Source organism: Hydrocarboniphaga sp. (assembly GCF_965279055.1).
Classification (GTDB): Bacteria; Pseudomonadota; Gammaproteobacteria; order Nevskiales; family Nevskiaceae; genus Hydrocarboniphaga.
Genome location: NZ_OZ257125.1, coordinates 2,804,457 through 2,826,477 on the forward strand (window position 1 = coordinate 2,804,457; position 22,021 = coordinate 2,826,477).

General features: G+C 65.1%; 23 protein-coding genes and 2 tRNA genes. 14 read left to right on the forward strand and 11 right to left on the reverse strand.

Annotation, left to right across the window (positions count from 1 at the left end; all coding sequences use genetic code 11):
* Positions 1-109: 109 nt before the first annotated feature.
* Positions 110-811, forward strand: coding sequence for an acyltransferase family protein (locus ACQZF9_RS12690; protein ID WP_428309336.1), 702 nt, complete (start codon positions 110-112; stop codon positions 809-811).
* Here the strand turns inward: ACQZF9_RS12690 and ACQZF9_RS12695 are convergent.
* A complete protein-coding gene (locus tag ACQZF9_RS12695) occupies positions 748-1,056 on the reverse strand; it encodes an Mpo1-like protein (protein WP_428309337.1) in 309 nt (102 codons plus the stop codon). The genes ACQZF9_RS12690 and ACQZF9_RS12695 overlap by 64 nt on opposite strands.
* 111 nt (positions 1,057-1,167) lie before the next feature.
* Here ACQZF9_RS12695 and ACQZF9_RS12700 point away from each other — a divergent pair, with 111 nt between their 5' ends.
* Both ACQZF9_RS12700 and ACQZF9_RS12705 read left to right on the forward strand, forming a co-directional pair.
* Entirely contained in the window at positions 1,168-1,308 is a 141-nt protein-coding gene (locus ACQZF9_RS12700; RefSeq protein ID WP_428309338.1) for a hypothetical protein, read from the forward strand.
* A 395-nt stretch (positions 1,309-1,703) separates the two neighbouring features.
* A complete protein-coding gene (locus tag ACQZF9_RS12705; protein ID WP_428309339.1) occupies positions 1,704-2,000 on the forward strand; it encodes a hypothetical protein in 297 nt (98 codons plus the stop codon).
* On the opposite strand, the gene ACQZF9_RS12710 is transcribed toward ACQZF9_RS12705, so the two are convergent.
* The 4 genes from ACQZF9_RS12710 to ACQZF9_RS12725 all read right to left on the reverse strand — a co-directional run bounded on the left by ACQZF9_RS12710 (position 1,989) and on the right by ACQZF9_RS12725 (position 4,480).
* Positions 1,989-2,687, reverse strand: a complete 699-nt coding sequence (locus ACQZF9_RS12710; RefSeq protein WP_428309340.1) for a Crp/Fnr family transcriptional regulator — start codon at positions 2,685-2,687, stop codon at positions 1,989-1,991. The two genes, ACQZF9_RS12705 and ACQZF9_RS12710, sit on opposite strands and share 12 nt — an antisense overlap.
* Positions 2,688-2,849: 162 nt before the next feature.
* Positions 2,850-3,569 carry a Crp/Fnr family transcriptional regulator gene (locus ACQZF9_RS12715; protein WP_428309341.1) on the reverse strand — a complete coding sequence of 240 codons (720 nt, stop codon included), beginning with the start codon at positions 3,567-3,569 and terminating at the stop codon, positions 2,850-2,852.
* A 161-nt stretch (positions 3,570-3,730) separates the two neighbouring features.
* Positions 3,731-4,093, reverse strand: a complete 363-nt coding sequence (locus ACQZF9_RS12720; protein ID WP_428309342.1) for a hypothetical protein — start codon at positions 4,091-4,093, stop codon at positions 3,731-3,733.
* A 311-nt stretch (positions 4,094-4,404) separates the two neighbouring features.
* Positions 4,405-4,480: transfer RNA gene (locus ACQZF9_RS12725), tRNA-Ala, on the reverse strand.
* 138 nt (positions 4,481-4,618) lie between these two features.
* On the opposite strand from ACQZF9_RS12725, the gene ACQZF9_RS12730 reads away from it, so the two are divergent.
* Together ACQZF9_RS12730 and ACQZF9_RS12735 are read left to right on the forward strand one after the other, a co-directional pair.
* Positions 4,619-6,772, forward strand: a complete 2,154-nt coding sequence (locus tag ACQZF9_RS12730; RefSeq protein WP_428309343.1) for a S8 family serine peptidase — start codon at positions 4,619-4,621, stop codon at positions 6,770-6,772.
* Between the two features lie 130 nt (positions 6,773-6,902).
* Positions 6,903-7,118, forward strand: a complete 216-nt coding sequence (locus tag ACQZF9_RS12735; protein ID WP_428309344.1) for a hypothetical protein — start codon at positions 6,903-6,905, stop codon at positions 7,116-7,118.
* A gap of 31 nt (positions 7,119-7,149) precedes the next feature.
* Here the strand turns inward: ACQZF9_RS12735 and queA are convergent, their stop codons facing one another.
* The 5 genes from queA to ACQZF9_RS12760 form a co-directional block, all read right to left on the reverse strand.
* Entirely contained in the window at positions 7,150-8,196 is a 1,047-nt protein-coding gene (gene queA / locus ACQZF9_RS12740) for a tRNA preQ1(34) S-adenosylmethionine ribosyltransferase-isomerase QueA (protein WP_428309345.1), read from the reverse strand.
* Positions 8,197-8,532: 336 nt separating this feature from the next.
* On the reverse strand, positions 8,533-8,697 hold the full coding sequence (locus ACQZF9_RS12745) for a hypothetical protein (protein ID WP_428309346.1): 165 nt from the start codon (positions 8,695-8,697) through the stop codon (positions 8,533-8,535).
* A 62-nt stretch (positions 8,698-8,759) separates the two neighbouring features.
* A complete protein-coding gene (locus tag ACQZF9_RS12750; RefSeq protein ID WP_428309347.1) occupies positions 8,760-8,939 on the reverse strand; it encodes a carbon storage regulator in 180 nt (59 codons plus the stop codon).
* Positions 8,940-9,286: 347 nt separating this feature from the next.
* Positions 9,287-9,374 (reverse strand) — tRNA-Leu (locus tag ACQZF9_RS12755).
* A 68-nt stretch (positions 9,375-9,442) separates the two neighbouring features.
* Positions 9,443-10,210, reverse strand: a complete 768-nt coding sequence (locus ACQZF9_RS12760) for a hypothetical protein (protein WP_428309348.1) — start codon at positions 10,208-10,210, stop codon at positions 9,443-9,445.
* A 229-nt stretch (positions 10,211-10,439) separates the two neighbouring features.
* Here ACQZF9_RS12760 and ACQZF9_RS12765 point away from each other — a divergent pair, with 229 nt between their 5' ends.
* From ACQZF9_RS12765 to ACQZF9_RS12785, 5 genes are all read left to right on the forward strand, one after another.
* Positions 10,440-11,036, forward strand: a complete 597-nt coding sequence (locus tag ACQZF9_RS12765) for an NUDIX hydrolase (RefSeq protein WP_428309349.1) — start codon at positions 10,440-10,442, stop codon at positions 11,034-11,036.
* Positions 11,037-11,067: 31 nt separating this feature from the next.
* Positions 11,068-11,511 carry an SRPBCC family protein gene (locus ACQZF9_RS12770; protein WP_428309350.1) on the forward strand — a complete coding sequence of 148 codons (444 nt, stop codon included), beginning with the start codon at positions 11,068-11,070 and terminating at the stop codon, positions 11,509-11,511.
* 9 nt (positions 11,512-11,520) lie between these two features.
* Positions 11,521-12,300, forward strand: coding sequence for an ABC transporter substrate-binding protein (locus ACQZF9_RS12775; RefSeq protein ID WP_428309351.1), 780 nt, complete (start codon positions 11,521-11,523; stop codon positions 12,298-12,300).
* A 222-nt stretch (positions 12,301-12,522) separates the two neighbouring features.
* Entirely contained in the window at positions 12,523-13,092 is a 570-nt protein-coding gene (locus tag ACQZF9_RS12780) for an ANTAR domain-containing response regulator (protein WP_428309352.1), read from the forward strand.
* A gap of 6 nt (positions 13,093-13,098) precedes the next feature.
* Complete coding sequence (locus tag ACQZF9_RS12785; RefSeq protein ID WP_428309353.1) at positions 13,099-14,262, forward strand: CmpA/NrtA family ABC transporter substrate-binding protein; 1,164 nt, start codon at positions 13,099-13,101, stop codon at positions 14,260-14,262.
* A 189-nt stretch (positions 14,263-14,451) separates the two neighbouring features.
* Here ACQZF9_RS12785 and ACQZF9_RS12790 read toward each other — a convergent pair whose 3' ends face one another.
* Complete coding sequence (locus ACQZF9_RS12790; RefSeq protein ID WP_428309354.1) at positions 14,452-15,858, reverse strand: OmpA family protein; 1,407 nt, start codon at positions 15,856-15,858, stop codon at positions 14,452-14,454.
* Positions 15,859-16,321: 463 nt separating this feature from the next.
* On the opposite strand from ACQZF9_RS12790, the gene ACQZF9_RS12795 reads away from it, so the two are divergent.
* From ACQZF9_RS12795 to ACQZF9_RS12810, 4 genes are read left to right on the forward strand one after another with little or no spacing between them, the layout of a single operon-like run.
* On the forward strand, positions 16,322-18,133 hold the full coding sequence (locus ACQZF9_RS12795) for a tetratricopeptide repeat protein (RefSeq protein WP_428309355.1): 1,812 nt from the start codon (positions 16,322-16,324) through the stop codon (positions 18,131-18,133).
* Entirely contained in the window at positions 18,130-20,991 is a 2,862-nt protein-coding gene (locus ACQZF9_RS12800; protein ID WP_428309356.1) for a tetratricopeptide repeat protein, read from the forward strand. The genes ACQZF9_RS12795 and ACQZF9_RS12800 overlap by 4 nt, the downstream gene beginning before the upstream one ends.
* Entirely contained in the window at positions 20,975-21,643 is a 669-nt protein-coding gene (locus ACQZF9_RS12805; protein WP_428309357.1) for a tetratricopeptide repeat protein, read from the forward strand. Before ACQZF9_RS12800 ends, ACQZF9_RS12805 begins: the two co-directional genes overlap by 17 nt.
* The gene (locus ACQZF9_RS12810) at positions 21,640-21,942 is read left to right on the forward strand and encodes a hypothetical protein (RefSeq protein ID WP_428309358.1); all 303 of its coding nucleotides are present in this window, start codon (positions 21,640-21,642) and stop codon (positions 21,940-21,942) included. Before ACQZF9_RS12805 ends, ACQZF9_RS12810 begins: the two co-directional genes overlap by 4 nt.
* Positions 21,943-22,021 lie beyond the last annotated feature (79 nt).

Below are 22,021 nucleotides of genomic sequence, written 5' to 3' on the forward strand. Positions count from 1 at the left end.
CCTGTGCAGCGGGCCTACTCTGAGCGGATGAGATGGCGCGCGAGCGCCGAGTCCGCTGCGCTTCAGGCGGAGCCTTTAGGCTGCTGGTTTTCCGGCCCGGCAAGGAAGCATGGCTCAGGAGATCCGCACGCTGACCGGCCTGCGCGGCCTTGCCGCGCTCGGCGTGATCAATCATCATGTCAATATCTTCGTCGTCGGCGGTACCGTGTGGCTGCGCGGGCAGACTTTCGTCGACCTGTTCTTCGTGCTCTCCGGCTTCGTGATGAGCCTGACCTATCTTGGCCACGATGCGACTGGAGCGGCTTCTTCCGAGCGCGCTTCGCTCGCATCTATCCCCTGCATTGGCGTGTCGCCGACGATGACCCAGGCGTTGCTGCTGGTCATCGCTGTTGCGATCTACGCCGCGCCGGCGATCAGCGGCAGTGACGCCTGGTTTCTGCTACCGGTGTATCCGCCGCTGATCTACGCGCTTGCGGCCAACGACGGCAGGATCGGCTGGCTCAACAACCGCGTCGCGGTGTGGTTGGGCGACATCAGTTACTCGCTGTACCTGATCCACCCGGTGGTGTTGCTGGGTCTGAAAGGCGGCTTCGACGCGATGCCGAAGATGCCGCAAGCATTGGCGCTGCTGGTCTACGGCGTCGCCGCCACAGCACTGTCAATAGTCCTCTCGGCGGCCAGCTATCGTTGGCTGGAGAAGCCGGCGCGCGCGATGCTGTCGGCGCGCAAGCAGCAGGCTGCGCCGCGTCAGAACGCGCGCTTGCCGGTCAGCGTCTCCCACCACATGCGCCAGTCGCCGGCGAAGGAATAGAACGGATAGCGGAACGTCGCCGGCCGGTTTTTCTCGAAGAAAAAATGGCCGACCCAGGCGAAGGCGTAACCGCAGACCAGCGCCGCGACGAACCACAACCCGCCGCCTTTGAAGATGCCGGTCGCGAGCAACAGCAGCGACAGGCTGCTGCCGATGAAGTGCAGCCGGCGGCCGGTGCGATTGCGATGTTCACTGAGGTAGAACGGATAGAACTCCGCGAATGATGTGAACCGGGTATTGACCATCGCATGCCTTCCGTGAATAGCCGAATGGGGACAGGTTGACGGCGATGTTACGCGGTCACGAGTCGTTCATCACGCAAGGCGCGCAATGCGGTCTCCAACGAGGAGAACGCGATGAAATACGACTTCCCCAGCAAGCCGCCTAAGACCTTGCCGAAAAAACAGGAAGGCGCGATCGGCTACATTTTTCTGTGGCTGGTCGGCGTGCCGATCCCCTTGCTGTTCGTCTTCTTCCTGCTGCGCGGCTGCACCTGATCAGCAGGAAGGTCGCAACCAAAGACTCCATATCGCCACGCGATTTTTTCTTGACTACATGACCTAGCGGCTGTGTTCGGCTGCATCAGGCAGCACGCTGCGGTCCGAACCTAAGACAAGGCCGACGATCCATTACCGGGTTGAGAGGCAAAAAAAGCCCCACATCGGAGGCGATGCGGGGCGAGTGCCTGGGCGGGTCGGGGGGCCAGGCGTTTACTGTTTTAGGAAAACGAACCGACCGAGCCTGCGCCGATTTCGGGCCTGGTTCAGTACGGCCGCGCACATTGTGTTGCGTGCGCTGGCGCACGGTGGCCGCCCATGCGCTTGGGCTATAAGTGGCGCGATCCTGCGCAGTACCATCGAAGGCATTCGGACCAGATGGCCTGGCGTTTTGAATGGAAGCGCTGATGGACCAACTGCAGCTTGTCCCACCCGCTGTTTCCGACCCGGCCCGTCACGCCGACGAGAGTGTTTCTGCCTGGGTCAAACGTCGGCATTGCGCGGTGTGCGCCTGCCTGGCCGTCGCCGAGTCGAGCCCGGAAATTCCGCACAACCTGGAGCCTGTGCTCTATTCGTTTGACGACCCGATGATTCAAGGGCCGCATCGCGACATAGCGCTATTCGCCTGCTCTTCCTGCGGTCGCCGATGGGCCTTCAACGCCGCCTATTCCGATTGGACCCTACAGCCCTAGCACCGCGGACGAAACGGATCGGTAGCAATCGCAGGCCGCGCGCTCCAGACCCGGACGGTCCAGTATCGATATGCCGCCCCGGCTGTAGTGAATCAGGCGCCTGCTTTGCAAGCTGCCAGCCGCTACGGTGACGCCGCTTCGCCGAACGCCCAGCAGGCCGGCAAGCAGTGCATGAGTGAGCTGAAGATGATGCCCCTGCACGCGATCATCGGCGGTCAGCAGCCACCGCGCGAGACGCGCCTCGATGTTGTGGAACCGGGCACAGACAGCGGTTTGCGCGACTTGCACGAGCAGCGCGTAGATATAGCGATCCAGCTCCCGCTTCAATGAGGGCACGTTCTCGACCGTCTTGCGGAAATTGGCAGCCTGCATTCGCCAGGCGCCGCCCGCACCGTGGACCAGGGCGCGGATCGGCGAGCGATCGACGCCGAGCACCAGCGGCACGCCGAGCATGCCTTCATTGCCGACCAAGGCAGCTTCCAGCCTGGCTTCGCCGGCCCCGGCCATCAACGAGATGAAGCTCTGCGTCGGAAAATAGACATCGCGAATGGGGCTGCCGAGTTCGCACAACACATCGCCGAAACTCAGCTCCACCATTTCGCATTCGCCTTGAATGCGCTGAGTGATCTTTTTGGGTAGGGCGTCGAGTAGTCGATTGATAGCGGGGATGCGCGCCACGGAGGGCATTGACTCTTCCCGCAGCGACGACGGCACCAGATATACGGGGACTAGGGTTGGTGCCGAATTGAATGCTGCGTCTCAGGATAGACCAATGCGCGACGCCGGTCTGTTCGCTCAAGCACCCATTCAATTTTTGCCCCGGCCCGGCCCGCGCCGTCGGATGCCGGTCTAAATTTCCGCTATGTACGGTAGAAGACGATCGAATTCTTTTTTGACCACCGCATAGCATTCGCAGCAAGCCTTTTCGAGACCCGGCCGATCGATGACGGTGATACGGCCTCGGCTATATCGGATCAGGCCTGCGGCCTGCAGCTTGCCTGCGGATTCGGTCACGCCCTCACGCCTCACGCCCAACATGTTCGCGATCAATTCCTGCGTCATCGTCAAGGTGTTGGTGGGCAGCCGGTCCAGACTCAGCAGCAGCCAGCGGCACAACTGCTGATCGACCGAATGATGTCGATTGCACACCGCCGTCTGGGACATCTGCGTCAGCAGTGCCTGGGTGTATTTCAGCAGCAGATGCTGAAGCGATCCGGCCCGGCTGAACTCTTCTTTCAGCAGACCGCCCGGCAATCGATAAGCATGGCCGGCGCTCTGCACGACCGCGCGATTCGGCGTGGTCTCGCCGCCCATGAAAAGCGCAATTCCGACCATGCCCTCATTGCCGACGACGGCGATTTCCGCCGACGCGCCATCTTCCATCACGTAGAGCAGCGAGACGATCGAATCGGTGGGAAAGTAAACGTGCTGAAGTGTCGATCCCGACTCGTACAGCACGTGGCCCAGCGGCATCGCAACCAGTTCCAGACGAGGAAAAATCCGCTGCTTGGCTTCGGATGGCAGGGCAAGGAACAACAGGTTTTGCTGCGGATGATGATCGCCGGGCAACACGCTCTCCGTTTTCGATCAACACGACGTCATCGTGAGGGAGCAGTCGAAGCTCAAGGATGCCGGCGAGCATACCGGCATCGCCACCCGCTGTATGTACGACAACGAACATTGGGCCCGAAGCTACGGCTTCCGAGAATATTTTTTCCGGCAACGCCGTACTAGACTGTGCCCAGGAAAAATGCGCCGATTTCGCGGTCTGCCTGCGACTTTCCCAAGCTGTAGTGCCGATGTAGCAGCTCCGCCAGCCGGTCGGAGCGGCCTTCCACCTTGAGCAGATCGGCGGCGCTGAGCTTGCTCCATCGTCTTTGTGCGGCGATGACCTGCCGGTTCCAGGCCACCACGCCGATGTCGATGTTGGCGATGGTCGGCGGTGGCTGGCTCATCACATCGTCGTCGCCCCGGGCAGCCTGCAAGGGCTCGGGTTTCATCGCCGCGACCAGCCAATCGTCTGCATGGCGAACCCGATGGTCGGCACGCAGCGGTGCCGAAAACGAATCTGATCGAGGATAGGCTGGCTTCACCGGGACTCCTGGTTGCAATGCGGTATGGGCGCTGGCGAAATCGAGAGCCGCCAGACCCGGCGACCCGCGACACGCTGCCCCGGCCACCGGCGCATCGTCTCGAACCTGCCGCCCGGCATGGCGCGAAAACAGCTGACCCGGGAGCCTCGGTTTTCCAGCTTAGTCAGTGGTTAAAAGGCCGTCGGTTCGGTAACGAACTTACCCCGCCCGGCGCGTTGGCAAGGCTGCGGATCGGGTGCCCCCAGAAACGAAAAAACCCCACGTCACCGTAGGGTTATCGTACGTCCCGACACCTGCTGAATATTCTCGAATGGTGGAGCGGAGGAGGATCGAACTCCCGACCTCTGCATTGCGAACGCAGCGCTCTCCCAGCTGAGCTACCGCCCCTTCGAGGGCGCGCAGTATAACCAGTGGCCGCGGCGGATAACAGCCCTGACGAAAACCATGTGCCGGCTTGTTACAGACCGCGTCCGGAGCAAAGTCTGCGACGTATGATGCTTTGTGCACCTAAGCCGCGGAATCACCATGAGACGCCTCGCTCCCTGCCTGCTGCTGCCCCTGCTCGGCCTGACTTCGACTGCGGCGCTGGCGATCCAGCCCGGCGTCGACTATCGCCAGGACGAGTTGCTGGTGAAGTACCGCGACGGCGAGTCGCCGGCGCAGGTGCGCAGCAGCTTCGGCATGGTGGCCAAGCGCAGCCTGATGCGCGGCCGTGTCGAGCTGCTGTCGCTGCCCGGCTTCACCACCGCGCAGGCCAGCGCCGAGCTGCTGCGCCAGGATCCGCGCGTCGAATACGCCGAGCCGAATTACCGCCGCCGCAAGTCCACGTTCACGCCGAACGATCCGCTGTTTCCGCAGCAATGGGGCCTGTACAACACCGGGCAGGCGAACTTCGTTGCCGGCGGCCAGGCCGGCACGCCGGGCGCGGACCTCAATCTGCTCAACGCCTGGGACGGCGCCGACAACGGCAGCGCGAGCCGCATCGGCAGCGCCTCGGTGATCGTCGCCGTGGTCGACGACGGCGTCGAGATATCGCACGAGGACCTGGAGGCGAACCTCGTCACCGGCTACGACTTCAAGGGCGACGACGCCGATCCCAGCCCCGGCGGCAATGGCGACGACTATGACGACGACGGCCACGGTACCGCGGTCGCCGGCTGCATCGCCGCGGTCGGCAACAACGGCATCGGCGTCGCCGGCGTCGCCTGGAACTCCAAGATCATGCCGCTTCGTTTCGACTACGACGTCGCGACCCAGGTCGAGGCCCTGCAGTACGCGCGCGATCATGGCGCCAAGATCATCAACGCCAGCTTCGGCGGCCCGGGTTTTTCGCAGACCGAGCTGAACGCGATCAAGGATCTGGCCGCGCACGACATCCTTTACGTCGCCTCGGCGGGCAACGACGATTCCAACATCGACCGCGGCCAGCTCAATTACCCGGCCAATTACGACAGCGACAACATCGTCTCGGTAGCCTCGATCAGCCGCCAGGGCCAGATCACCAGCTTCAGCCAGTACGGCCCGCTGAGCGTCGACGTCGCCGCGCCCGGCCTGCAGATCGTCACCACCGCGATCCACAACAGCTACACCACCACCGGCATCTCCGGCACCTCGTTCTCGGCGCCCTATGTGGCCGGCGTCGCCGCGCTGATCCGCTCGCAGTATCCGAGCGCGGACTATCGCGAAGTCAAAGCGCGGCTGATCGAAAGCGGTGTCAACGGCGACAACGCCAAGCAGCTGACCATCGGCGGCCGCGTCGACGCCGACGCTGCGCTGGACATGACGGCGCGGCCGTCGCTGGTGGTCAAGAGCGTCACGCTCGACGCCGCCGGCAATCACGTGCTCGACCCCGGCGAAACCGCGACGATGCGCGTGGTCGTGCAGAACCTGTGGCAGGCGGCGACCAACGTGCGCATCAGCGCGGTGGCGGGCAATGGCCTGAGCATCGGCGGCGGCACCATCGCGCTCGGCGCGATCGCGCAGAACGGCAGCGCCAGCGCCGATTTCACCGTGACCGTACCGGCCGGCCTCAGCGGCCACCAGTACGAGAACTTCACGTTCACCTTGACCGCCGACGGCGGCTACAGCGCGACGCGCAGCTATCAGGACGAGGTCGGCAAACTCACGCTGGGCAGCCCGGTCAGCGCCGGCTTCGCCGGCAGCAATGCCAACCTCTACGACGAATACCAGGCCTGGCATGTCGAGCTGCCGACCGGCGGCGCACCGCGCTACCTGGTGATCGAAAGCAATGCCAACGACGACGTCGACTTGCTGGTCAAGCGCGGCACGCCGCCGCAGTACGACATCACCGTCGGCATCGATCCGGATTCCGACGACGACGGCTTCTTCTGCACCAGCGGCACCGCCAGCAAGTGCGAGGATCCGGACACCTACATCGGCGGCGACACCAAGACCGGCCTGGAGCGCATCTGCATCGCCAGTCCCGCTGCCGGCACCTACCACATCGTCGCGGTGAACTTCGCGCAGCTGGCGGCGCCGCTGAGCTACCAGCTCAGCGCCTATACCTCCAACGTCTGCGGGCCGAGCACCAGCGACAGCGGTGGCGGCGGCGGCAGTTTCGGCGCGCCCGCCTCGCTGCTACTGGCGCTGGCGGCGCTGCTGCGCCGCCAGATGACGCGCGCGCGACAACGCAAAACCGCCATCACACGGGCCATTTAGCGTGCATTTCGCACCGTACTGACGGCGGGTTCTCGCGGGGGCACTTCCCGCTCGGAAAAAACCCTGCTAAATAGGCGCCGCACGCAAGCGAAACGTGCGCAACTGGCGACCGTTTTTTCACGAGACCTCGATGGCCCGAAAGCCTAAACCGAAGCCCCAAGCCGAGCCGGCAAAATCCTTCGACGAATTCGCCGAGGAAGGCGAGTCCATGGACGACGAGACCGTGGCCGAACCGGTCGAAGTCGTCAGCTCCGGCCGCTCACGCGACTGGCGCGATGTCGAGCGCTATAAAGAGATGCGCGAGCTGCGCAAACGCGTCGGCGACGACTTCTTCGACATCGACTGAGCCGGCGTCGCCAGAGAATGCGGCAGGGCTCTCACATCGCGCGGCTGATCAGCATCGCATCGCCATAGCTGAAGAAGCGGTAGCGCTGCGCCACCGCGTGCCGGTACGCCGCCATCAAATACTCGTAACCACCGAAAGCGCTGACCAGCATCAGCAAGGTGCTCTCGGGCAGATGGAAGTTGGTCAGCAGCCGGTCGACGATGCGGAAGCGGTAGCCCGGCGTGATGAACAGGCGCGTTTCGCCCTCGCCGACCCGCACCACGCCGTCGCCGATCGCCGCCGACTCTAGCGCGCGCGCCACCGTCGTGCCGACCGCGACCACGCGCCTGCCGGCGGCACGCGTGGCGACGATGGCCTCGGCCAGCGAGGCCGGAATGTCGTAGCGCTCGGCGTGCATGCGGTGCTCGCTCAGATCGTCCACGCGCAGCGGCTGGAACGTGCCGGCGCCGACATGCAAGGTCAGCGTTGCGGTGTTCACGCCCTTGCCGCGCAGCTGCGCCAGCAGAGGCTCGTCGAAGTGCAGGCCGGCTGTCGGCGCCGCCACGGCGCCGGGCTTGGCGGCGAACACCGTCTGATAGCGCTCGCCGTCGTCGCTGCCCGGCACATGCTCGATGTACGGCGGCAGCGGCAGCCGGCCGGCACGCTCCAGCAGCTGCATGAACGTGCCCGGCGTCAGCAGGCGCAGATGAAACAGATCGTCGTCGCGCCCGAGCATCACGATTTCGGCCGGCGCCTCCTCGCCGAGGTCGACCAGGATCACGCCACCGGGCTTGGGCGTCTTCGACGCGCCGATCTGTGCCAGCACCTCGTGCTCGCCCAGCACCCGCTCGACCAGCATCTCGACCTTGCCGCCGGTGGGCTTGCGTCCGAACAGCCGCGCCGGGATCACCCGCGTGTCGTTGAAGATCAGCAGGTCGCCGGCGTCGAGCAGCGTCGGCAGGTCGAGCATCGCCCGGTCCGCAAAGCCCGCGTCCGCCGACAGGCCCAGGTCCAGCAGCCGGCTGCCGCTGCGGCGCTCGGCTGGATACTGGGCGATCAATTCCGCCGGTAGCTCGTAACTGAAATCGGAACGCCGCATCGCTTCAATCCGCTATGCGACCAGGGCAGTCGCAGGAAAACCGCGATTGTAGCGGCCGCCCGATGAACCGTGCTCAGGATCGGCCGGAAGTAAACTCGCGATTACCGATACAGTGCACCGCCGCACCAAATTGCAGCGAATGTCATTGCTAATTCATACCGGCGGGCTAAAATTCCGCTCACTCATCGGGCAGCGGCGCAAAGAAGCGCTGACCGCACCGGGGCAACGCAGCTCCTAACAAGGATGAGATGCAGCACCCTAGAGTCTTAAAAGAGATTCACGTTGTCGAAGCCGCCCGAGCAATCGAGGCGGCTTCTGTTTTGGCCAGCCCGGCCGCTACTTGCGCAGCCGCAGAAAGTACGGGATCGGGCGCTCTTCCGGCTCCGCCCTGACCACCTCGCGCAGCGCCGGCACCACCGGCCGCTTCGCCCGCGCAGCCGCCCTCGCCTGCTGCGCCGCCAGCTGCAGATCGGCTTGAGACAGTGCCAGATTGTCTTTCATGTTGCGGAATATCCTTGGGTTGCACCCGGCATGCAAAAACTGCAGCAGCCGATGTCGGCTGATCAGGGATTTGCCGAAACGAGCTTGTCGCGGCGCAGCAGTTCGTCGCGCTTGATCACCGTTTCCTTGGGCGCGTCGATCCCCAGGGTCACGGCGCTGCCGCCCTTTACCTTCGTCAGCGTGATCCGTACGTCCTTGCCAATGCAGATGGTCTGGCCGACGTGCCGCGTCAAAACGAGCATGCGTGCTCCTCCGGTTAGGCACGCAATTACGTGCCTTTCGATCGCTAAAAATAATGGCTGGCCGAACCCCGCCCCGGTCTGTGCGGCCAGCCGCACCGCTGTGCCGGGACGCAAAGCTCTACCCGTCATAGGCAGACGGGAAATCGCGGCAAAACCGGCAACCGCTTGTCGCCGGCCGCGATCTCATGTGCCGTTGGGCCTGTCGAAGCGTGCGGCCGATCGCGGCTTCCGGCACGGCCAGATGATGGCGTGATCGCGGGCCAGGCATGGAAACGGACACAAAAAAGCCCCTTTTGCAGGGGCTTTCCGCTAGACGTCTTTGTAGAACGTCTATAAACACTTGCCACTGGTGCCTAAGGAGAGACTCGAACTCTCACGAGGGGTTACCTCGGCGGATTTTGAGTCCGCTGCGTCTACCGATTCCGCCACTCAGGCAAGGCGCGCGATGATAACGGGCCGCTTACCGCGCAGCAATGAATCGCGGCTCGGTGACCGGCATCGGCTCAGAGCGTGAAGTCGTAGCGCAGGCCGTAGGACCAGCCGTAGCTGCGTTCCTGGCGCTCCTGGTTGAACACGGTGGCGCCCGCGACCAGGCGGATATCGGGAAGCGACTCGCCGAACACGCGCAGCGGCAGCGCCGCTTCCAGGCCATAGCTGACGCTGTTGAAGCTTTCGTCGGCATTGGGGTTCTTGACACCGACCCAGGCCCAGCCGACCCGGCCGCTGAGTTCGACCGTGTCGAGCACGGTGCCGGTGGTCACCAGGTAGACCGCCCACAGGTGCTTGAACTTGGCGTCGTTGCTGGCCTTGTCGTCGTCGGGCAGGAAGCCACCATGGCCCTCGATCGCGATACCCGGCGCCAGGCGCAGGCCGACGCGGCCGCGGTAGAAGGCGCCGTCGAGCTTGTCGTCGCCATAGCGCTGCTGCAGGGAATCGTCGGACAGGTCCAGCGTCGCCTCGACGCGCTCGGCGCCGAAGTAAATCTTGAAGCCGTCTTCGCTACCGGAACTCGCGGCCTCGCCGCCTTCGGTGGATTCGCCGCTGCCGGAAGACGAACTATCGGCCGTCGCGTCGGCAGAGACCGAATCGGGCGGCGGCGCCGAAGCATCGCTGGCAGCGGCATCAGCCGGGGGCGCGGCGTCCGCCGGCGCGACATCGCCGGTCGGGGGCGGCTCGTCGCCGCTCGCGGTGCTCTCGTTCTGCGCCAGCACGCTCAACGGTGCGACGGCCAGCAACGCAGCCAGGCCCAGGCTGATGATGATCTTCGACATGCACTCCTCCCTAATATTTTCGGCGTCCGCCTGTCGGGCGGCTCTGGTCGCGATTCTACTGTCAGCGGCATGGCGGCCGCAGCATACGCGGGCCATTCGACAAGGTATGCGCCCGCCGCGCCGCGAGCGGCCGTCGCGCCGGCCACGTGGTGCACAATAGCGAACCCGCCGGCACCATCGCAGCACCGGCTGCCGCCCTGGCGCAACACGCCGCAGACCACGAGTCGAGATGAAGGCCAATTTCTGCAACAACTGCGGTCACGCCGTCGAACATCGCGTGCCCGAAGGCGATCACCTGCCACGCGCGATCTGCCCATCGTGCGAGCACGTGCAGTATTTCAATCCGCGCGTGATCGTCGGCGTGATTCCGGAATGGGAGGACGGCCGCGTGCTGATGTGCCGGCGCAACATCGAGCCGCGGCTGGGGCTGTGGACTTTCCCGGCCGGCTTCATGGAACTGGAAGAAACCACGGCGCAGGGTGCCGCTCGGGAGGCGTTCGAAGAATCGCAGGCCGATGTCGAGGTTGGCGAACTGGTCGCGGTGATCAACGTGCCCTATGTGTCGCAGGTGTACATGGTGCATCGCGGCCGCATGCGCAGCGCGCATCACGGCGTGACGCCGGAGAGCAGCGAAACCCGCCTGATGCGCGAGGACGAAATCCCCTGGGACGAGATCGCCTTTCCGACGGTCTGGCACAGCCTCCAATATTTCTTCGCCGATCGCGCCGCGGGCCGCGAGCAGATCCACACGCTGAGCCTGGAGCGCAAGCCGCGCGACCCGCGCGCTCAGGAGATCAGCACCGGCGAGCCGTTGACGCCGTCTTGATTCGACACGCTGCGGTGCTAGAGTCGGCGTGATGGCCCAGCAAAACATCAAACTGCAGCAGTTCTTCGCCGCGCCCCGCAGCGTGGTGTTCCGCTATTTCTCGGACCACGAACACTTCGGCCGCCTGTGGTGGCCGGCGCGTTGCAAGGTACTGAAGCTGGCCGCGAGCAACGAGCCCGGCGGCGTCGGCTCGGTGCGTGAAATGCGCATCGGCACGATCCGTTTTCAGGAAACCATCACCGCGTTCGAGCCTGAGCGCAGCATCGAGTATCGGGTGACGCAGGGCGGCCCCTTCAAGAATCATGTCGGCCGCATGCATTTCAGCGAAGTGCCCGGCGGCACCCAGCTCGACTACAGCATCGAGTTCGATTCACGCTGGCCGATGGTCGGCAACTTCGTCGCCGGCGTGCTGCACACGGCATGGCTGCGAGGCGTCTCCGGTGCAGTCGACCGGCTGGCATCGCGTAGCGCCTGAGCAAGGCTGTTGCGGATCTTCAGCCACACCTGCTCGAACACCGAAATCGTCTGCGCGCTGGGCTGCGGCGATCAACTGGTCGGCGTCGATGCGGACTCGGACTATCCGCCCGAGATTGTTTCGCGCCTGCCGCAACCCGGCCGCGATCTGGATCTGGATACGCGAGCGGTGCTCGCGCTGAAACCCGATCTGGTGCTGAGTTCGCTGACAGTCCCCGGCCACGAACGCATCGTCGATGAGTTCACCGCGCTGGGCCTGCGCACGATCACCTGCGATCCGCAAAGCCTGGAAGATGTTTTCGACGACATCGCGACCATTGCCGAGGCACTCGATGTGCGCGAGCGCGGCGCGCAGCTGATCGCGCAAATGCGTGCGCAGATGCCGGCCGTCACGGTCGCCAAGCAGCGGCCACGGATTCTGGTCGAATGGTGGCCCAAGCCGGTGATCGCGCCGGCGCGGCGGTCCTGGGTCAACGACATGATCGAACTCGCCGGCGGCCGCAATCCCTGCGGCGATATCGACGCCAAGAGTTTTTCGCTGCCTGACGATGCGCAGCCGTACATCGCCGACGCGGTGGTGATGTCCTGGTGCGGCGTGCAAGTCGACAAGTACCGTCCCGAAATCGTGCGCCGCCGCGAACAATGGCAGCACTGGCCGGCACTGCGCGATGAGCGCATCTATCCGATCACCGAAGCCTGGCTCGGCCGGCCGGGACCGCGGCTGGTCGAAGGCTACGCGGCGCTCAGGCGCATCATCCAGAGTGTCGAAGCCGGCGCGGCGCGCGGCTGATCGCGTTGCGATGATCCCGGGTTTCACCCGGGCTACCCGTTCTCTGCAAAGCGCGGGCTCCCAGAAAAAAATCAGGCTTGTCTGCGGCGTGTAAATTGGGCAACGAACTGGCGGCTCGTGGCATGAATACTGCGGATTTATGGCATCCGGCAAAAGCCGTACTGGCCGGACTTTTTTTCGCAGCGAGGCAGCCCAGGTGCATCGACCCAGGACTCTCAACCCATGCGCGTGATGCTCGTCGACGACGAGCCGGAACGGCGCGCGGCCACGGAGGCACCGTTACGCATGCTCGGCCATGAGGTCGTCGGCTTCAGTACATCCAGTTCGGATCTGGCCGCCGCCGTCAAGCGCCACCAGCCCGACGTGATCCTGATCGACGTCGAAGTGCCCGGCCGCGACACGCTCGAATCGCTGGGCCAGGTCACGCGTGACCGGCCGCGGCCGATCGTGCTGTTTGCCAGCCGCAGCGAACCCGACACCATCCGCAAGGCCTTGCAGGCCGGCGTCACCTCGTATGTCGTCGACGGCCTGAATCCGGCGCGGCTCAAACCCATCATCGATGTCGCCATCGCGCGCTTCGAAGAGTTTCAGGCCCTGCGTAACGAACTCGAGGAAACCAAGAACAAGCTGGCTGATCGCCGCGACATCGAGAAAGCGAAAGGTCTGTTGATGAAGCGCCGCAGTCTGGATGAAAACGGCGCCTACGAATTGCTGCGGCGCATGGCGATGGATCGCAATCTCAAACTCGGCGACGCCGCGCGCACGCTGATCGCTGCAGCCGAACTGCTCTAGACCGTCATGGCACTCGAAAAGAAAAACATAAAGCTGGGCCTGGTACCGCTGGTCGACGCGGCACCCTTGATCATCGCCAAAGAAAAAGGTTTCTTTGAAGCGCAGGGTCTGGACGTCACGCTGTCGATCGAAGCCTCCTGGGCCAGCATTCGCGACAAGGTCGCGGCTGGCCTGCTCGACGCGGCGCACATGCTCGCGCCGATGCCGATCGCGGCCACCGCCGGTGTCGACGGTGTCGGCGTGCCGATGCTGACCGCGCTATCGCTGAACTTGAACGGCAATGCGATCACGGTTTCGCAATCGCTGTACTGGCGCATGCAGCTCGACGATCTGAATCCGCGCTCCGTCGGCGAGCGCCTCAAGCGCGTGCTCGACGCGGATCGCGCCGCCGGCGCGCCGCCGCGTGTTTTCGCGCATGTTTTCCCGTTTTCTCCGCACTATTACGAGCTGCGCTACTGGCTCGCCGGCTGCGACATCGATCCGGACCGCGATCTGCAGCTGGTAGTGATTCCGCCACCGCAGATGGTCAGCGCGCTGCGCGACGGCAGCATCGACGGCTTCTGCGTCGGCGCGCCCTGGGGCGCGGTGGCGCAGTCCGCCGGCATCGGCCGGGTGGTGGTCAACAAATACCAGATCTGGAACAACAGCCCGGAAAAAGTGCTGGGCGTGACACAGGCCTGGGCCGCGGCGAATCCGCAAACGCATCTGGCGCTGCTGGCCGCGCTGATCGAAGCCGCGCGCTGGCTGGACAAGGCCGAACATCGCGCGGAAGCCGCGCGCCTGATCGTCGAAGGCCATTATCTGGACGCTACGCCCGAAACCATTCACGAGTCGCTGCATGTCGATCTGCCGTCCAAGCCCGAGAATGCCGGCCTGGTGTTCCATGCCGGCGCCGCGACCTTCCCCTGGGTGTCGCATGCGATGTGGTTCATCGGCCAGATGCGCCGCTGGAACCAGCTGCCGGCGGATATCGATGCACGCGCGATCGCCGACGCCAGCTACCGGCCGGATCTGTATCGTGCCGCGGCCGCCAGGCTCGGCCAGGCGGTTCCGTCGGCCAACATCAAGAGCGAAGGCCATCACTCCGAACCTCGCCTGCTGCCACCGGAACAGGTGATCGAAGTCGGATCGGATCGCTTCTTCGACGGCGCGACTTACGATCCGCACTGATCGGTAGAGTTACGAAAAAGCCGGCGAAAGCCGGCTTTTTCGTATGCGTAGTGATGGATAATCCCGGGTTTCACCCGGGCTACGGTGATCGGGTGGCCGGGGTGAAACCCGGGAAAGCGTTCAACAAAAAACCCGCCGGCTTTTCAGCCGGCGGGTTTCGTACGTCTGCTACCTTAAAGCAGCTAAGCGCTACTGCACCACCACCTTGCCCTTCATCTCCGGGTGCAGCGTGCAGGCGTACTCGTAGACACCCGGCGAGGAGAACGTCCGGGTGTACGTCGCGCCCATCTTCAGACGATCGCTCTTCTGATCCGGGAAGGCGACGAAGTGGTTGCTGCCGTCGTCATTGGTCCAGGTCACCGTCGTTCCCACCGGCACGGTCAGCGTGTTCGGCGTGTAGGCGAAGTCCTTGATCGTCACCGTCTGCACGGCAGCCGAAGGCGCGGCCGGTGCAGCTTCGGCCGGCAGCGGTGCCGCGTTTTCGGCGGTGCGAACCGTCGGCGCGACCGTGACGCCACCGGCGGACTCGGTGACCTTCAGCTCGACGCGACGATTCAGCTCGCGACCTTCGTCGGTGGCGTTGTCGGCAACCGGCACCGCTTCGCCGTAACCATGCGAGCTCATGCGAGCCGCCGCGACGCCCTTGGATTCAAGATAGGTCTTGACCGAGGCGGCGCGACGATCGGACAGCTTCAGGTTGTAGGCGTCGGAGCCCTTGGAATCGGTGTGGCCCCCGATTTCGACCTTGATGTCCGGGCGGCTGTCGAGCGCGGTGCCGACGCCGTCGAGGATCACCTTGGCATTGGGCGTCAGACGCGCCTTGTCGAACTCGAAGGTCACGCCCTGCAGCACGATCGTGTCACCGACGCCGCAGCCTTCCAGCGTCATCGGCTGGCCCGGTTCCGGCGCCTTGCAGATCGGGTTGTACTCGTCGTTGTCGTTGGCGTCGGTGCAGCCCTTGTCGGCCGGGAAGTCGATCTGGCCATCGCCGTCGTTGTCGATGCCGTCGCTGCACTGCGGCGGCGGCGGGGGCGGCGGCGGCACCACGACGACCGGCTCGGGCGGCGGCGGCGGCGCCACCGGCGGCGCGCCGAACGGGATGCGCAAGCCGAGGTTGAACAGCGGCTCGTTGAAATCGCGCTCGCGGTTGTCGTCGGTCTTCTGCACGTGATACAGCGCTTCGGCGCGGATGCCCCAGCCGCCCGGGCTGAAGGCCAGATCCCAGCCGAGGCCGGCGTTGAAGTTGGTGCCGTCGCCCGCCTGGATGTCGGCATGCAGGTAGGGGCCGCTGCCATACGGCGTCAGGTAGGCGTTGATACCGGCGCCGCCCATCCAGTTTTCTTTCTTGGAACCGGTGTTCGAATCCGGCTCACCATAGTTCAGGTAAGTGCCGCGCAATTCGAACGCCACCTGCTCGGTCAGCATGACGCCGGCCGCCAGCGTGCCGCCCATGCCGTCGTCGGCGTCGCGATCGTCGTCGGCCAGCGCATAGGAGAACATCGGGGCCACATAGATGCGATTGTCGTCGAGTGCGTAAGCCGGGCTATACGTCGACGCGATCACCAGTGGAATCAGGGCGAGGCGGAATGCTTTCATGCGTGGTCCCTTCTCTCTATATTAGTTACTGCTGTTTGTGACTGATTTCGAGTTTTCTCTTTACAACCCAGCGGCTCGCCTAGGGCCAAAAAAAATCCACCGTCATCTCGAAACCTGAGTTCGAAATGGGGGTGGACGTCATTGCCTGATCGGACCGCCGTTGGTCCAGCGACAACCTTCCGGCTGTCGCGTTGCCTGTGAATAATGGCTCAGGTAGCGGCAGCAAACAACATGCCATTTCAAAGACCTGCATACGCCAGCGAATTCCGGCAGGTGTCGCGGCTGGCACGATGGTTGCTCGATCGTGAACTGTCACCCAGGTCCGGTTGCATCGCGGCCCAGGTGAATACGGACTAATGAAGGTCCTCGTGACGTCACCCCTCTACGGGCTGCGATGCAGCGGCCACGGGAGATTCGAGCCAGCGGCTCGTACGACATTCGGGGCCATCGGCAACAGCAGTCCATGCGCGTCAAGCACAACACACGTTCGCTTTTTGTCGCCGGCCTCGGCCTAGCCGCTGCACTGGCGCTGCCCGCCGCGCTCGCCCAGGCCGACACTGCGCCGCTGCCGGCAACACCCGCCACGCTCGAATTGCCCGCCGAGCTGATCAACGAGGCGCTGGCCATCGACCAGGGCGCACGGTCACAGCTCGACGCCGCGCAGCCGGCCGACAGCGCCCGTACCACGCTCTACGTCGACAACCAGCAGCCGCGGCTGCTGTTGCTGCAGATGACGGTGCAGATCGATACCGACAAGCCGATCCGCTACACCTACGGCGAGGGTGAAGGTCTGGCACTGCAGACCGATGCGGTGCAGCGTCTCGCCGAGGTCGCGATCGCGCCCGGCCAGCACACGCTGTACGCCGAATACGTCGCGCGCTATCCCGAAGATCGCCCCGGCACGCCGCGCCTGCGTTCGCGCATCAACCAGAGCTTCGAGCAGCCGGCCGGTGCCAGCGCGATGGAAATCAGCCTGGCTCCGCAGGGCTGGGCGCGCGAGCCGGCAGTCAAGCTGCGCCAGTGGACGCCGGCGCCGGGCGGCCTCGACAGCGCCGAGCTGCATGCGATCGATCTGCTGCTGTCCACCGGTCGCGAGCTTGCCGCGGCCAGCGACCTGTTGGCCTTGCAGACGCGCAGCGGCGGCAGCCTGCCGGCCGACTTCGCCCAGCGACTGGCCCGTGCGACCGGCGCGCTGCGCTCCCCGGCACTGGCCGCGCCTCAGGGCAATTCGGCACTGGTCGGCGAATACCAGGCCGCCGCCGCGTCCGGCGACGTCGCCGCACTGGAGCGCATCGGCAAGGACAGCAAGACCACCGACACCGAGGCGCTGGCCTTGCGCGACGAGGCCAACACCGCGCTCGGCTACAAGCTGCTCGACGAGCAGTTCGGTGCCGCCGCCGACGCCGCCTTCCGCCGCGTGCGCAGCCCCGGCCCGTATTCGGAGACCGCGCTGCTTGGCCTGGGCTGGGCACAGCTGGTGCCGGCCAAGGGCGCCGCCGCAAGCGCAGCGCCGCAAGCGGCCGGCGCGGTGAAGACCTCGATCGGCAACTCACCCTCGCCGTTCTCCTCGTCCTGGGTGGTCGCCGACGAAGACCAGGCCGATCAGCTGCGCCGCGCACTGGTGCCGTGGACCGAGCTGATCGGCCGCGACCCGACCGAGGCCGCGGTGCAGGAAGGCAGCCTGGCGATCCCGTATGCGCTGGATCATCTCGGCGCGCACAAGCAGGCCGTCACCTACACCGAGCGCGCGATTGATCAGCTCGAACACACGCGCACCCACCTGGAGGGCGCGCTGACGCACATCAGCAGCGGCCGCATGGCGCAGCTGGTGGTCGACCGCGACGACGAGCCGGGCAATGGCTGGGCCTGGTGGTTCGTCGCACTACCGGAGCCGCGCTGGTGGCTGACCGCACCGCCGAACGCGCCGGACAACTTCTACGTCGAGCGCCTGTTCGACAACGACGCCTTCCGCAGCCAGCTGCAGAACTGTCACCGGCTGTATGAACTCGACCGCCTGCTGCTGCGCCGCGGCGCGCAGATCGGCGACCGCGATCCGGCGCTGAGCGCGCGCATCGCCGCATTGCGGCCACGCATCGCGCAACTGGCGACGACGCAGCGCCAGCTGCTGGCGCGCATCGCCACCGAGCAGGTGCAGATGCTGAAGAAGCAGACCGAGCAGTACCTGGTCGAGGCGCATTTCGCGATGGCACGTTTCAACGACCGGCCGCCGAACGCGATCGGCAATGCGCCCGCCGTCGGCAAGAAAAGCAAATGAAGTCGCGCACGATGAACCAGCGTCTTGCACTCTGGCTGCTGGCCGCATTGAGCCTGACGGTCACCGGCAACGCGCTGGCTGCCAGCGACGAAAGCGGCACCGTCGGCTCGGTCGCCGAAGACAACGGCCTGAAGAAGGATGGCTGGGCGCGCATCAAGACCACCAGCATCCTGCGCATCGAGCTGTCGGACGAAGTACCGGCCAATATCCAGACCGCCATCGAGCACTACGACCGCATCATCGCGCTGCCGATCGTCGATCCGCAGCTGCGCGCCGAGGCGATGCGCCGCACGGCTTATCTGCGCGTGCAGCGCGCCGACAGCGGCGAGTTCGATGCGCGCGAAGTGCGCCGCGCGATCGCGATCTACCAGCAGCTGCTGCTCGACGTACCCAACGATCCGGGCAACGATCGCACGCTGTATCAGCTGGCGCGCGCGTATCAGCTGGTCAACGAAACCGACAATTCGATCGCGCAGCTGCAGGATCTCGGCCGTCGCTATCCGCATTCGGCGATGACCGGCGACGGCGTGTTCCGCGTCGCCGAACTGCTGTACTCGCGCGAGCGTTACGCCGAAGCCGAAACCAATTACCGCACCGTGCTGAACCTGGGCACGGACACGCCCTATTTCCAACCCGCCGAATACAAGTATGGCTGGGCCATCTACCAGCAGGGCCATTATCCGCAGGCATTGCCGGTGTTTCTCGGCATCCTCGATCGCGAATTGCCGCAGGGCGACATCGCCGATCCGGCGCATGCTTTCGACGACGTATCGAGGAGCCGCGTCGAAGTTGCGCAGGATTCGCTGCGTGTGGCGAGCCTGTCGTTCGCCGCACTCGGCGGCGGCCGAGCGCTGAACGATTACTTCGCCAAATCCGGCGAGCCGCGCTATTCGACACTGCTGTACAACTCGGTCGGCGCCCGTCTACTCGAAAAACAGCGCTACACCGATGCGGCCGGCGTCTACACCGCCTTCGTCGAGCGTCATCCGAACAGCGAGCGGGCGCCGGACTTCCAGACCCAGGTCATCGCCGCCTACAAACAGGGCGGCTTCAACGACCTGGTGCTACAGGCCAAAGAGAACTACGCCAAGCGTTATGCGCCGGGCAGTCCGTATTGGAGCGGCACGCCGAAGCCGGAAGTCCTGGCGCAGGTGCGCACTCATATGGACGACATCGCGCACCATTATCAGGCGTTCGCGCAAAGCACCGCAGCAGCCGATCCGAAACGCCGCGAGCGCTTCCTGACGGCGGCCAACTGGTATCAGCGCACGATCGAGCTGTTTCCGAACGATCCGAAAGTGGCCGATCTGAATCTGCTGTACGCCGACGCACTGTACGACGGCGGCCAGACCCAGCTGGCGGCGCAGCAGTATGCGAACACCGCCTACAACCGTCCGGGCTTTGCGAAAGCGCCGGAAGCGGCCTATGCCTCGGTGCAGGCTTACCAGCGCCTGGCCGGTGAAACCCAGGGCGCGGCTCACGACGCGGCGCTGCGCGAATCGGTTGCCGCGAGCCTGAAGCTCGCCGACACGTTCAACGGCCATCCGCAGGCGAGCACCGCGCTGACCCGCGCCGCGCAGGATCTGGTTACGCTGAAAGATCACGATCAGGCGATCACCGTCGCCACACGCGTGCTCCAGTCCAAGCTGCCGCTGAGCAATGACCTGCGCCGGCAGAATCTGGCGGTCGTCGCCGATTCGCAGTTTGCCAAGCAGCAATATCCGGAAGCCGAAGTCGCCTACGTCGACCTGCTCAAGGTGATGCCGGCCGACGCGCCGGAGCGCGCGGTCACGATCGACCAGCTCGCGGCTTCGGTCTACAAGCAGGGCGAAAAGGCGCGCGACGCCGGCGATCTGGCCGCCGCGGCGACCAGCTTCCTGCGCGTGGGCAAGGTCGCGCCGCAGTCGGCGATTCGTGTCAATGCGGACTACGACGCCGCCAGCGCGTACTACGAGCTGAAGAACTGGACCGCCGCGGAAACCGTGCTCGAAGATTTCCGCACGCGCTATCCGCAGCACCCGCTCGCCGCCGACGTCGACAAGCGCCTCGCCGCCGCCTACGAGAAAAACGGCAAGCCGCGCCAGGCGGCCGATGCCTACACGCGTGTCGCGCGTCGTCCTGCGGAAACCGTCGACACGCGCCGCGAAGCGGCCTGGGCCGCAGCGACGCTGTACGACGGCAGCAAGCAGCCGGCTCAGAGTTCGCAGGCCTACGAGTTCTACCTGAGCACGTTCAATCCGCCGCTGGATCGCGGCATGCAGGCGCGGCGGCGCATTGCCGACATCGCCCGCGACGACCTGCACGACAACGCGCGATACGAGCGCTATCTGAACGAAATCGTCATCGCCGACCGCAATGCCGGCAGTGCGCGCAACGACGCGTCCAAGCTGATGGCGGCGCAGGCGAGCCTGGAAATTGGCCGCGGCCAGGCGCAGAAAGCAAGGCAACTGGCGCTGGCGCAACCGATCGAAAAAAGCCTGGCGCTGCGCAAGTCCGCCACCGACGCGGCGATCGCCAGCCTGTCCAGCGCGGCCGGTTACGGCTACGCCGAAGTCACTACCGCGGCGACCTTCGAACTCGGCAGCGTCTATCGCGATTTTGGCAAGGCGATCATGGACTCCGCGCGCCCGGCCAATCTCAAGGGCGAGCCGCTGGAGCAGTACGAACTGCTGCTGGAGGAGCAGGCCAATCCGTTTGAAGAGAAAGCCATCCAAACCTACGAGGCGAATCTCGGCCGCATGAAGCAGGGCCTCTGGAATGACTGGATCCACAAAAGCGCCACGGCGCTGGTCGAACTGGCGCCGGGCAAGTACGGCAAACACGATCAGCGCGAGACCACCTATGACTCGCTCCTTTAACCACAGCGCAGGCGCGACGATCGTGGCGCTGCTGATCGCGGCGCTCGCCGCCTGCACCAACGGCCCGCCGGTGCGCGACGGCGCCACGACCACTACGACCAGGAAAACCGTCGCCGCGACGCCGGCCAAGGCGACGACGCCGGCACGAGACAGCGCCGACGCCGATCGCCGCTTCAACGCCGCACTGAAGCTGATGAAGGACAAGCAGCCCAAGGAAGCGCAGGCCGCATTCCAGGCTTTAGCGGCGGACTTTCCCGAATATTCCGGCCCCCTGACCGCGCTCGGCATTCTGTATGCGCAGGGCAAGCAGCGCGATCAGGCGCTGGCGAGTTTTGCCAAGGCCGCGTCGGCGAATCCGAACAACGCGGTCGCCTGGAACTGGCTGGGCTCGCTGTATCGCGAGAACAACAATTACAAGCAGGCCGAAGAAGCGTATCGCAGGGCGCTGACGGCCAAGGCCGACTACGCCGCGCCGCATCTGAATCTCGGCATCCTGTACGACGTCTCCATGCGCCGGCCGCAGGATGCGATCAAGGAATACCGCGAGTACCAGCGCATCGCCGGCAGCGATAATTTGATGGTCAGCGTCTGGATCAAGGAACTCGAAGCCAGCTCGACGCAGCGCACCGCCTTGGTCGGAGAGCCGAAATGAAGCTGTTTCCCGCCGCTCTGCTGCTGAGCCTGGCCGCGATGAATGCCGACGCCGCGCCCGGCGAAAAGCCCGCGGTCGACACACAGACGCCGGTCGGCACCAACGTCATCGGCGAGCAGGAATCCGCGGTCGGCCTGTACCTGATGCCCTGGCAGGAAGAGGCCGCTGGCGACGCCGATCGGCCGCCTTCGCGTGTCAGCGAAGCACTGGCGCCGGTCGACACCACGCAGTTCGAAGGCCAGGTGCGAACCGACGCCTCGATCGCCGCGTATCGCCGCGCCGGCGTCAACCGCAACTAGTCCGATGTTCGCAACACGCCACACGCTGCATGTCGTCATTCCCGCGAAGGCGGGAATCCAGGACAGCCAGCGCTGCACT

Bases quoted from the DNA above. Each gene is read 5' to 3' on its own strand.
- ACQZF9_RS12750 (WP_428309347.1), bottom strand. From the start codon at position 8,939: ATGCTCGTTTTGACGCGGCACGTCGGCCAGACCATCTGCATTGGCAAG.
- ACQZF9_RS12770 (WP_428309350.1), top strand. From the start codon at position 11,068: ATGGCCCAGCAAAACATCAAACTGCAGCAGTTCTTCGCCGCGCCCCGC.
- ACQZF9_RS12705 (WP_428309339.1), top strand. From the start codon at position 1,704: ATGGAAGCGCTGATGGACCAACTGCAGCTTGTCCCACCCGCTGTTTCC.
- ACQZF9_RS12695 (WP_428309337.1), bottom strand. From the start codon at position 1,056: ATGGTCAATACCCGGTTCACATCATTCGCGGAGTTCTATCCGTTCTAC.
- ACQZF9_RS12760 (WP_428309348.1), bottom strand. From the start codon at position 10,210: ATGTCGAAGATCATCATCAGCCTGGGCCTGGCTGCGTTGCTGGCCGTC.
- ACQZF9_RS12710 (WP_428309340.1), bottom strand. From the start codon at position 2,687: ATGCCCTCCGTGGCGCGCATCCCCGCTATCAATCGACTACTCGACGCC.
- ACQZF9_RS12810 (WP_428309358.1), top strand. From the start codon at position 21,640: ATGAAGCTGTTTCCCGCCGCTCTGCTGCTGAGCCTGGCCGCGATGAAT.
- ACQZF9_RS12730 (WP_428309343.1), top strand. From the start codon at position 4,619: ATGAGACGCCTCGCTCCCTGCCTGCTGCTGCCCCTGCTCGGCCTGACT.
- ACQZF9_RS12745 (WP_428309346.1), bottom strand. From the start codon at position 8,697: ATGAAAGACAATCTGGCACTGTCTCAAGCCGATCTGCAGCTGGCGGCG.
- ACQZF9_RS12765 (WP_428309349.1), top strand. From the start codon at position 10,440: ATGAAGGCCAATTTCTGCAACAACTGCGGTCACGCCGTCGAACATCGC.
- ACQZF9_RS12780 (WP_428309352.1), top strand. From the start codon at position 12,523: ATGCGCGTGATGCTCGTCGACGACGAGCCGGAACGGCGCGCGGCCACG.
- queA (WP_428309345.1), bottom strand. From the start codon at position 8,196: ATGCGGCGTTCCGATTTCAGTTACGAGCTACCGGCGGAATTGATCGCC.
- ACQZF9_RS12785 (WP_428309353.1), top strand. From the start codon at position 13,099: ATGGCACTCGAAAAGAAAAACATAAAGCTGGGCCTGGTACCGCTGGTC.
- ACQZF9_RS12735 (WP_428309344.1), top strand. From the start codon at position 6,903: ATGGCCCGAAAGCCTAAACCGAAGCCCCAAGCCGAGCCGGCAAAATCC.
- ACQZF9_RS12795 (WP_428309355.1), top strand. From the start codon at position 16,322: ATGCGCGTCAAGCACAACACACGTTCGCTTTTTGTCGCCGGCCTCGGC.
- ACQZF9_RS12700 (WP_428309338.1), top strand. From the start codon at position 1,168: ATGAAATACGACTTCCCCAGCAAGCCGCCTAAGACCTTGCCGAAAAAA.
- ACQZF9_RS12800 (WP_428309356.1), top strand. From the start codon at position 18,130: ATGAAGTCGCGCACGATGAACCAGCGTCTTGCACTCTGGCTGCTGGCC.
- ACQZF9_RS12805 (WP_428309357.1), top strand. From the start codon at position 20,975: ATGACTCGCTCCTTTAACCACAGCGCAGGCGCGACGATCGTGGCGCTG.
- ACQZF9_RS12690 (WP_428309336.1), top strand. From the start codon at position 110: ATGGCTCAGGAGATCCGCACGCTGACCGGCCTGCGCGGCCTTGCCGCG.
- ACQZF9_RS12790 (WP_428309354.1), bottom strand. From the start codon at position 15,858: ATGAAAGCATTCCGCCTCGCCCTGATTCCACTGGTGATCGCGTCGACG.